Below are 9,773 nucleotides of genomic sequence, written 5' to 3'. Positions count from 1 at the left end.
GCATGGCGAGCTGACGACATGAACGGACAGAACGCAGCGTGCGAACGGGTGCCGCCGACCGGCTCCGCGGGGTGGCTCGCCGAGCTTGCCTTCACGCCACGCAAGGAATCCTGGGTGGCCTCGTCGGCGGACCGCTTCTACAAGATATTCCGCCGCAGCGACGACCCGCTGCGCGACTGGCTGGACCCGACGTGCATGGAAAAGGCCGGCCGCGAGTACGCCGATGCGCTGCTGCTGCGCGAGCTGAGCGAACACGTCTGCACGCCGTTGCGGCTCGACCATGCATGCGTGGTCTATCCGCGACTCTCCGGGCCGGACCTGCGCCCGATGCTGCAGCAAAAGCACGGTGCCTTCGGCCCGCGGCATCGAGCGCAAGCCTTGCGCAAGGCGATGGTGGTGCTGGCGCAATTGCATCGCGCGCGCTCGAATCCGGCCGGCTACCCGGCCAAGGACTACCTGCACGACGGCTACCTGGTGCCCGACGCGGAGGTCGCACGGCGCATCGGCGAACGCGAGCGCACGCTCTTCATCGGCGGTTTCGAAGTGCGCAATTTCCGCTACGACGAGGAGCGCGAGGACTGGTTGTTCTTCGACCCGCAGCACGTCTACCTCGGCATGCCGGAGGACGACGTGGCGCGGTTCGTGATCTCCCTGCTGATGATCAACTGGGGTCAGGGCGGCGGCGTCACGCTGTGGCAGGGGTTCGACGTGGAGGACCTGCTCGCCGCCTACGAGGATGCCGCCGGCTTCCTGCTCGACGGCACCCTGCTCACTTATTTCCTGCGCGAGACGATCGCCATGCGTCGACATTTTGCACAGAAGGCGCTGCGCAACATGGCGGGCGCCAGGCGGGTCATTGGCCGACCGTATCTGGCCGGCTATTTCATGCAACTCAACCACTGGGCCGCAAACCATGAATTTTGACTATGAGCGCGATACCCGCGGCTTCTATCAGAACGACGATACGGCGCGGCGTTACCACCAGATGTTCATGTCGCCGAAGGGATGGCGCAATCTTCCCTCGCGGCTGGTCGCGCGACGCGAGCGGCGCGCCATCGAAACCCTGCTCGACCAGGTGCCGCACCGCACCGCGCTGGACCTTCCGGCCGGCACCGGCAAGCTCGCCGGCATCTTCGCCGCGCGGGGCACCCGCGTGGTGGCCTCGGACATCTCCGCCAGCATGCTGAAACTGGCCGAGGCCGAATACGCCCGCGCCGGCTGCACCGACGTGCGCTTCCAGGTGGAGGACGCGACCGACCTGGCGCGTTTCCGCGAAGGGTCGTTCGACGTGGTGGTGTGCCTGCGGCTGATGCACCGCGTGCCTTCGGGTCTGCGCCGGCGGATGCTGCGCGAGTTCGCCCGGATCGCGCCTTGCACCATCGTCTCGTACGGGATCGAAACCGGTTTCCACAAGAAACGGCGTGAGCTGCGCGCGGCGGTGTTCGGCGGCGGGCGGGACCCGCTGTGCTTCTGCAGCGTCGGGCAGGCGCATGCCGAGCTGTCAGCGGATTTCGAGGTGCTCCGGCAAATATGGATCGCGCCCGCCTTGTCGCAGGAGATGGTGTTCCTGTTGCGCTCCCGGCGCGACCGGGCCGGCGTGTTCGGCGCAGCCGACGCAGCGGGTTCCGCGCCATGAGGGCGGTGCATGCGTCGCCGCGCGCAACGCGGGCGTTGCTCGGCGCGGTCGCGCTGCTGCTGTTCGCAGCCAGGCCCGTCAGCGCAGGCTGCCCGAAACTGCTGATGTTCGACGGCACCAATTTCCACACCCAGGCGACCGACGGGCAGGCTGCCTATTGGGGCGACACGGTCGGCGTGCAGGGATTCTTCGCCAACCGCGTCATGGCCTCCTGGCAGGACGATGTCGGCACCCGCACGGACAGCAAGTTGTGGCGGCAACTGGGCCTGTTCCAGTCCGTCTATGCCCGCCACGGCGTGACCGACAACTTCATCAAGGTGGCGCTGTACAAGCCGATCGACTGGCACGACCCGGATGGGTTGAAACAGGTGGTGCGGAACTTCTCGCACGCCGCGGCGCTGGCGCGGCATGCAGGGCTCAAGGGCATCGCGATCGACCTGGAGCCGTACGAGCCGACCTGGGTCGACAGCGGCGAGCTGTCCGCCACCGTGCAGGCCGAGGCAAGCGCGATCGCCGAGGCCATGCGGGCGGCCTATCCGCAGATGACCCTGGTCGTCATCAAGGACGCGCTTCACCAGAACTATCCGCGCACGCCGCTCGACGAACTGGTCTCGAAGTTCGGCACCGATCCGGGCCCCTCGCGTCATTTCTGGCATGGCGGCTATGCGCTGGCCATCCCGTTCCTGCACGGGTTGCTGTCGGCGAACTGGGCGCATGTGGTGATTGCGACCGAAGTCACCTACGACGGCTCGGACATGGCCACGCCGGTACGCCAGACGCAGCGCAACTACGACGTCTTCATGGGCACCGAACAGGCCAGTCGCAGCGGCCTCAGCGTGGCTCCCGGACTGTGGCCGCTGGGGCATTCCTACACCGACAAGTCCGCCCGCGATACGCCGCAGGCATTCGCCGAGCACCTGCGGTCCGCCTACAGCGCGGCGGAAGACTACGTGTGGATCTACGGCTACGGCAGCGCGTGGCAGGCCGACGGCCCCTATGGCGGCGCGCCGGTCACCGCCGACTTTCCGCAGTACACCGCCGCCATCCATGCGATGCGCGCGTCCTGCACGGCGAGCGCTGCCGACCCGCAGGCGCAAAGGCAGGCACACTGAGGAGGCTCGATACCCACCGTGAAGATCGTCTTTTTCGCCAACACCGACTGGTACCTCTACAACTTCCGCCGCTCACTGGCGCTGGCCGCGCAGTCCAGCGGCTACGAGGTGCTGCTGGTGTCGCCGTCCGGCGCGTACGGCGAGCGGCTGCGCGGCCTTGGCCTGCGCTGGCAGCCGCTGGCAGGGATGGATCGGCGCAGCCTGAATCCCGCCCGCGAACTGCAACTGCTGGCGAGCCTGGTGCGGCTGTTCCGGCGCGAGCGCCCGGCGCTGATGCATGGCTTCACGATCAAGTGCGCGGTGTACGGCTCGCTTGCCGCGCAGCTCGCCGGCGTGCCGGCGCGGGTGAATGCGGTGGCCGGGCTGGGCTACGTGTTCGCCAGCAACGACCGCAAGGCGCGCTGCCTGCGGCCGATGGTGCGCGCGGCGCTGCGTCTGGCCATGCGCGGGCGGCGCACGCGGCTGATCCTGCAGAATCCGGACGACGAGATGATGTTTCGGCAATCCGGCCTGATCGGTGCCGATCGCATCGACCTGATCCCGGGCTCGGGTGTGGACTGCACGCGGTTCAGTCCGCGCGCGAACGCAGACGGTCCGCGCAGGCCGCAACCGTGCGTTTTGCTGGCCGCGCGACTGCTGTGGGACAAGGGGGTGGCCGAATACGTCGAGGCGGCGCGCCTGCTGCGCGGGGCCGGCCGCCGCATCCGCTTCCTGCTCGCCGGCATGCCCGATCGGGGCAATCCGGCGGCGGTGCCGGAAGCCACGCTGCAACAGTGGGTGGAGGAAGGCGTGATCGAGTGGCTGGGGCACGTGGACGACACCAGCGAGCTGTTCCGTTCGGTGGACATCGTGGCGCTGCCCACATACTACCGCGAAGGCCTGCCGAAATCGCTGATCGAGGCCGCCGCCTGCGCGCGACCGTTGATCACCACCGACATGCCGGGCTGTCGCGAGGTAGTGACGAACGAGGTCGATGGCCTGCTGATTCCGCCGCATGACGCCGCCGCGTTGGCGCGCGCCATCGCCCGCCTGGTCGATGCGCCCGAACTGGCCGCCCGCCTGGGCGCCGCCGCGCGGGCCAAGGTACTGGCGAATTTCGACGAACGCCTCGTCATCGAACGCACGCTGGCGGTATACCGCGAACTGCTGCAGCCCGACCGCATGGCGCACGCCGCCGCCGTCGACTGACGGCTCGCCTGATCCCCGCGCGGGGTATCGGCTGCGCGCAGATGACCCGCTGCGCGCGTCGGATTTCGCGGCGCGGTGCGCTTGCGCAACCGGCAGGGTGACCGTCATCAGGGGAGACGTGCACGCGCGCACGGTGGTCATGGCCTGGAATGTGCTTGAATCCCCTGCAGGCTCTGCCGAGCCGGCCATCCGTCGCGCCACCGGACGGGTGAGCGACCATTCCATGTCCACAAGCGACGCCACGCGTCCGCGATTGCTGCAACCGGGAACCATACCGATGACCCTCACCAGTCTTGGCATCCTGCTCATTGTCAACGGCGTGCTGCTGTGGGCCATCATGGCCGCGCTTCACCGTCACACGGTGGCGCTGAAAAACCTGCAACTGCAGATGGAAACCCTGCTTGGCCGACACGGCGCCGACGCGGGCGGCGAGATTCCGGCAGTCCGCCCCCGGGATGCCGGAAAGCCGCCGTCCCGGTCGCGGCCCGAGTCGGTGGACTCCTCGACACGCTGAATGGCTTGCGCCGACGTCCGACTCGCCGTCTTGGCGTGGTCGCGCGGAACGGGTAGAACGGTGCCGTTCGCGCGTGGCGACGACCACGCCCCATCCCCGGAGCCCCGTATGGATATGCCGTCCGTTCCCACCGATGCCGAACTGCTGGCGCTGGCCGGTGAGGTGGCCGTGGAAGTGCAGCGCTGCCGCTTGATGCTGGTCACGGCCGAATCCTGCAGCGGCGGCTGGATCGCCAAGACGCTGACCGACCTGCCGGGCAGTTCGGCCTGGTTCGACGCCGGCGTGGTCACCTACAGCTACGAGGCCAAGGAGGCCCTGCTCGGGGTCAACCCGCGCACGCTGGAGCATGCCGGCGCGGTCAGCGAAGAGACCGTGCTGGAGATGGTGGCCGGCGCGCTGGCGCGCTTCGGTGCCGGCGTGGCGGTAGCGGTGACCGGCATCGCCGGTCCGACCGGCGGCATGCCGGGCAAACCCGTCGGTACGGTCTGGATCGGCTGGAAACGCCGCGGCGGTTACGCCCATGCGCGGATGTTCCATTTTTCCGGCGATCGCGAGGCCGTGCGCCGGCAAACCGTGGCGGCGGCGCTCGAAGGCTTGCGGAAAACCCTGACGGAATGAGGCGCCGCGCGCTGCCGGACCGGCTTGACGAGTGTGGGATACTGCACGTTCCGATCATGGCCCGTTGCCGCGCGCGGCCGAGCCCGCATGATCGCAACCCGTGAGATTCGATCCGGGCATCATGCCTCCCACTCACCGCCCAACCGGAATACCAACGATGGATGACAACAAGCGCAAGGCGCTCACCTCCGCCCTCGGCCAGATCGAGAAGCAGTTCGGCAAGGGTGCCGTGATGCGGATGGGTGACCGCGTCAACGAGGCGATCGAGACGGTTTCCACCGGTTCGCTGGGCCTGGACATCGCGTTGGGCGTCGGCGGCCTGCCGCGCGGCCGCGTGGTCGAGATCTACGGCCCGGAGTCCTCCGGCAAGACCACCATGACCCTGCAGGCCATCGCCAGCTGCCAGCGCGCCGGCGGCACTGCCGCGTTCATCGATGCCGAGCACGCGCTCGATCCGACCTACGCGGAAAAGCTCGGCGTCAAGGTCGACGACCTGCTTGTGTCGCAGCCCGACACCGGCGAGCAGGCGCTGGAAATCGCCGACATGCTGGTGCGCTCGGGCGCGGTGGACATGGTGGTGGTCGACTCGGTCGCCGCGCTCACCCCGAAGGCGGAAATCGAGGGCGAAATGGGCGACTCCCACGTCGGCCTGCACGCGCGCCTGATGAGCCAGGCGCTGCGCAAGCTCACCGCCAACATCAAGAAGTCCGGCTGCCTGGTGATCTTCATCAACCAGATCCGCATGAAGATCGGCGTGATGTTCGGCAGCCCCGAGACCACCACCGGCGGCAACGCGCTGAAGTTCTACGCCTCGGTGCGCCTGGACATCCGCCGCATCGGCGCGGTGAAGAAGGGCGACGAGATCATCGGCTCGGAAACCCGCGTCAAGGTGGTCAAGAACAAGGTGGCGCCGCCGTTCCGCCAGTGCGAATTCGAAATCCTGTACGGCGAGGGCACCTCGCGCGAAGGCGAGATCATCGAGCTGGGCGTGGCGCAGAACCTGATCGACAAGTCCGGCGCCTGGTACAGCTACAACGGCGACCGCATCGGCCAGGGCAAGGAGAACGTGCGCCAGTTCCTGCGCGACAATCCGGCGATCGCCAACGAGATCGACAAGCAGCTGCGCGAACGCCTGTTGGTGCCGGTGGGCAAGGCAGCCGCGGCCGGTCCCGAAGAGGCGCTCGAGGAAGCGTGAGCCGTGATGGTTGACGTTCCGTTGCATGCGCATGGCCCGGCTCGCCCGGGCCATGCGCGTTTTGGCCAGGTGCCGTATCTCGGCGCGACGATGCATGTCTTCCCGGCCGGTCCGCCCGGGCGTGGATCCGCAGGATCGGAGTCGAAGGGTCGCCCTTCGACTTCGCCACGCCACGCCCAGGCAGAACGGCGGGGGGAATTTGCCCGTACCCGGTATGCGGTTGCATGGCCATGACATGAACAAGCGTCCTGGCGCGGGCAACCCGACCAAACCCCAACGCAGCGCCTACGAGAAGGCGCTGGGCTTGCTCGCCCGCCGCGAGCATTCGCGCAAGGAACTGAAGACCAAGCTGCGCCAGGGCGGCTACGAGAGCGAGGAAACCGCTGCGGCGCTGGATCGTTTGGGCGAGCAGCACTACCAGGACGACGACCGCTTCGCCGAAGTGCTGCTGCGCAGCCGGATTGCCCAGGGCTACGGACCCATGCGCCTGCGCCAGGAGCTGAAAAGCCACGGCCTGGCCGACGCTCGCATCCGCGAGTTGCTGGACGCGGCGGAGGTCGACTGGGACGCCTCGGCCGCCGCCCAACTGCGCCGGCGCTACGGTGGCGCGGGCACGAATGACCCCGCCGAACGCGCCCGCCGGGCACAGTTCCTCTTGCGCCGCGGCTTTGCCGCCGCCACAGTACGACGTGTTACCCACGCCGAAGTGGACGACGCCGACGATCTTCCCTGACATCCATCGCCACCCGGCGGTGGCGGAGCGATTGGCGCCAAGCCGGTGTGACCCCCTGCCGCCAGCCACCGCGATCCGCATGAAAACCTCCGAAATCCGTTCCGCCTTCCTCGACTTCTTCCGCGCCCGGGGCCACGCCATCGTGCCGTCCAGTTCACTGGTGCCGGCCAGCGACCCGACCTTGATGTTCACCAACTCCGGCATGGTGCAGTTCAAGAATGTGTTCCTCGGCAGCGAGAAACCCGGCTACGTGCGTGCGGCCGACGTGCAGCGCTGCCTGCGCGCCGGCGGCAAGCACAACGATCTGGACCAGGTCGGCTACACCGCGCGCCACCACACGTTCTTCGAGATGCTCGGCAACTGGTCGTTCGGCGACTACTTCAAGCATGAGGCGATCGGCTGGGCGTGGGAGCTGCTGACCCAGGTGTTCAAGCTGCCGCCGGAGCGGCTCACCGTCACCGTCTACCACACCGACGACGAGGCTTTCGCGATCTGGCGCGACGAGATCGGCGTGCCGGTCGAGCGCATCATCCGCATCGGTGACAACAAGGGCGCGCCGTTTGCCTCCGACAATTTCTGGCAGATGGCCGACACCGGCCCGTGCGGCCCGTGCACCGAGATCTTCTACGACCACGGCGCGCACATCGCCGGTGGTCCGCCCGGTTCGCCGGATGAGGACGGCGACCGCTACATCGAAATCTGGAACCTGGTGTTCATGCAGTTCGACCGCGCCCCCGACGGTACGCTGAGCCCGCTGCCGGCGCCGTGCGTGGATACCGGCATGGGCCTGGAGCGGCTTGCCGCGATCCTGCAGCACGTGCATTCCAATTACGAGATCGACCTGTTCGCGCACCTGATCCGCGTCGCCGGCGAACTCACCGGCACGCCCGACTTGGCCAACAAGTCGCTGCGCGTGATTGCCGACCACATCCGCGCCTGTTCCTTCCTGATCGTCGACGGCGTGCTGCCCTCCAACGAGGGGCGCGGCTACGTGCTGCGCCGGATCATCCGCCGCGCGCTGCGGCACGGCTGGATGCTCGGCGTGCGCGGCGACTTCTTCTGGAAGATGGTGGCGCCGCTGGTGGAGGAGATGGGCGAGGCCTATCCGGAGCTGAAAGAGAAGCAGGCCATCGTCGAGGATGCGTTGCGCACCGAGGAGCAGCGTTTCGGCGAAACGCTGGAACACGGCATGCGGCTGTTCGACGAGGCCGCGGCGAAGTCCGGCAAGACCATCCCGGGCGCCGAGGCGTTCCGCCTCTACGACACGTACGGTTTCCCGGTCGACCTCACCGCCGACATCGCACGCGAGCGCGGCCTCGACGTCGACATGGCCGGCTTCGAGCAGGCCATGAACGAGCAGCGCGAACGCGCCCGCGCCGCCGGCAAGTTCGAGGCGAGGGGACAGATGCCGGCCGAGCTGGCCAGCCAACTGCCGCCTACCGTGTTCCTCGGCTACGAGGCCTTGGAAGACCGCGGCGGCAAGGTGCTTGGCATCGTGCGCGGCGGTCGCCATGTCGACCGGTTGGGCGAGGGCGAGGAAGGATTGCTGATACTGGATCGCACGCCGTTCTACGCCGAATCCGGCGGCCAGGTCGGCGACACCGGCACGTTGTTCGGCACGTCCGGCCGTTTCGCGGTCGACGACACCTTGAAGATGGGCGGCGTGTTCTTCGGCCACGCCGGCCACTGGCACGGCACGCAACCGCTGCGCAGCGGCGACCTGCTCGACGCCCAGGTGGATCCCGCGCGCCGCCAGGCGATCGTGCTCAACCACTCGGCCACGCATCTGCTGCATGCGGCGCTGCGCGAGGTGCTCGGCACCCACGTCACCCAGAAGGGCTCGCTGGTGGCGCCGGAGCGCCTGCGTTTCGATTTCTCGCACCCCAAGCCAGTAAGCCATGGGGAATTGGCTCGCGTCGAGTCGATGGTCAACGCCGAGGTGCGCCGCAACGCGGCCGCCGAGGTGCACCGCATGGGTTACGACGAGGCGATCGCCACTGGTGCCATGGCACTCTTCGGCGAAAAGTACGGCGATGAAGTGCGCGTGCTGAAGATGGGCGACTTTTCCACCGAACTCTGCGGCGGCACGCACGTCAACCGCACCGGCGACATCGGCCTGTTCAAGATCGTCGGCGAATCCGGCGTCGCCTCCGGCGTGCGTCGCATCGAGGCGGTCACCGGCGACGGTGCGCTCGCGCATGTCGCCGAGGAGGAGCGCCGCCTCGCCGATCTCTCCCGTCTGCTCTCCAGCAGCGGCGACGACGCCGTGGAAAAACTGCGCCAGTTGTTCGATCGCCAGAAGAAACTCGAGCGCGAACTGGATTCGCTGCGCAGCAAGGCCGCCGGTTCCGCCACTGCCGACCTGACTGCCTCGGCTGCAGACGTCGACGGCATCAAGGTGGTCGCTGCGCGCCTGGAAGGGTTCGACGCAAAGTCGCTGCGCGACAGCGTCGACCAGCTCAAGCAGCAGCTCGGCGATTGCGTGGTGCTGCTGGCCGGGGCTGCCGACGGCAAGGTCGCGCTGATCGCCGGTGTACACGGCAAGGCGCTGGGCCGGATCAAGGCCGGTGACGTGGTCGCCCATGTCGCGGCGAAGATCGGTGGCAAGGGCGGCGGTCGACCCGACATGGCCCAGGGCGGCGGTTCCGACAGCGCCGACTTGCCGGCGATCCTGGCGGGTCTTGCCGACTGGGTTTCCTCGCGTTGATTCGGCTTAACGACTGCTGCAGCGCCGATTGCACCGGGGAATCGTGCTCAGTTAGTATCCGCGGAGGTCG

The 9,773-nt window shown here is 68.1% G+C and carries 9 protein-coding genes; all 9 read left to right on the top strand.

The window, feature by feature from the left end:
- Nucleotides 1-18 precede the first annotated feature (18 nt).
- The 9 genes from ACVCL9_RS08435 (at nucleotide 19) to alaS (ending at nucleotide 9,703) form a co-directional block, all read left to right on the top strand.
- Nucleotides 19-924 (top strand): hypothetical protein, encoded by a 906-nt coding sequence (locus tag ACVCL9_RS08435; RefSeq protein ID WP_447098440.1) that lies wholly within the window; start codon nucleotides 19-21, stop codon nucleotides 922-924.
- Entirely contained in the window at nucleotides 857-1,636 is a 780-nt protein-coding gene (locus ACVCL9_RS08430; protein ID WP_447098441.1) for a class I SAM-dependent methyltransferase, read from the top strand. The genes ACVCL9_RS08435 and ACVCL9_RS08430 overlap by 68 nt, the downstream gene beginning before the upstream one ends.
- Entirely contained in the window at nucleotides 1,633-2,748 is a 1,116-nt protein-coding gene (locus ACVCL9_RS08425) for a hypothetical protein (RefSeq protein ID WP_447098442.1), read from the top strand. Before ACVCL9_RS08430 ends, ACVCL9_RS08425 begins: the two co-directional genes overlap by 4 nt.
- Nucleotides 2,749-2,766: 18 nt before the next feature.
- Nucleotides 2,767-3,936 (top strand): glycosyltransferase family 4 protein, encoded by a 1,170-nt coding sequence (locus ACVCL9_RS08420; protein WP_447098443.1) that lies wholly within the window; start codon nucleotides 2,767-2,769, stop codon nucleotides 3,934-3,936.
- Nucleotides 3,937-4,213: 277 nt separating this feature from the next.
- Nucleotides 4,214-4,450, top strand: coding sequence for a hypothetical protein (locus ACVCL9_RS08415; protein WP_395119582.1), 237 nt, complete (start codon nucleotides 4,214-4,216; stop codon nucleotides 4,448-4,450).
- Nucleotides 4,451-4,558: 108 nt separating this feature from the next.
- Nucleotides 4,559-5,068: a CinA family protein gene (locus ACVCL9_RS08410; RefSeq protein WP_395119581.1), complete on the top strand. Its 510-nt coding sequence runs from the start codon at nucleotides 4,559-4,561 to the stop codon at nucleotides 5,066-5,068.
- Between the two features lie 157 nt (nucleotides 5,069-5,225).
- Nucleotides 5,226-6,263, top strand: a complete 1,038-nt coding sequence (gene recA, locus ACVCL9_RS08405; RefSeq protein ID WP_395119580.1) for a recombinase RecA — start codon at nucleotides 5,226-5,228, stop codon at nucleotides 6,261-6,263.
- A gap of 235 nt (nucleotides 6,264-6,498) precedes the next feature.
- A complete protein-coding gene (locus ACVCL9_RS08400; RefSeq protein WP_447098444.1) occupies nucleotides 6,499-6,996 on the top strand; it encodes a regulatory protein RecX in 498 nt (165 codons plus the stop codon).
- 79 nt (nucleotides 6,997-7,075) lie between these two features.
- Nucleotides 7,076-9,703, top strand: coding sequence for an alanine--tRNA ligase (gene alaS, locus ACVCL9_RS08395; protein WP_447098445.1), 2,628 nt, complete (start codon nucleotides 7,076-7,078; stop codon nucleotides 9,701-9,703).
- Nucleotides 9,704-9,773: the final 70 nt, after the last annotated feature.

Source organism: Rhodanobacter sp. UC4438_H5, assembly GCF_052978405.1.
The sequence above is the reverse complement of the archived record's forward strand: the minus strand, read 5'-3'. Positions and strand labels throughout refer to the sequence as shown.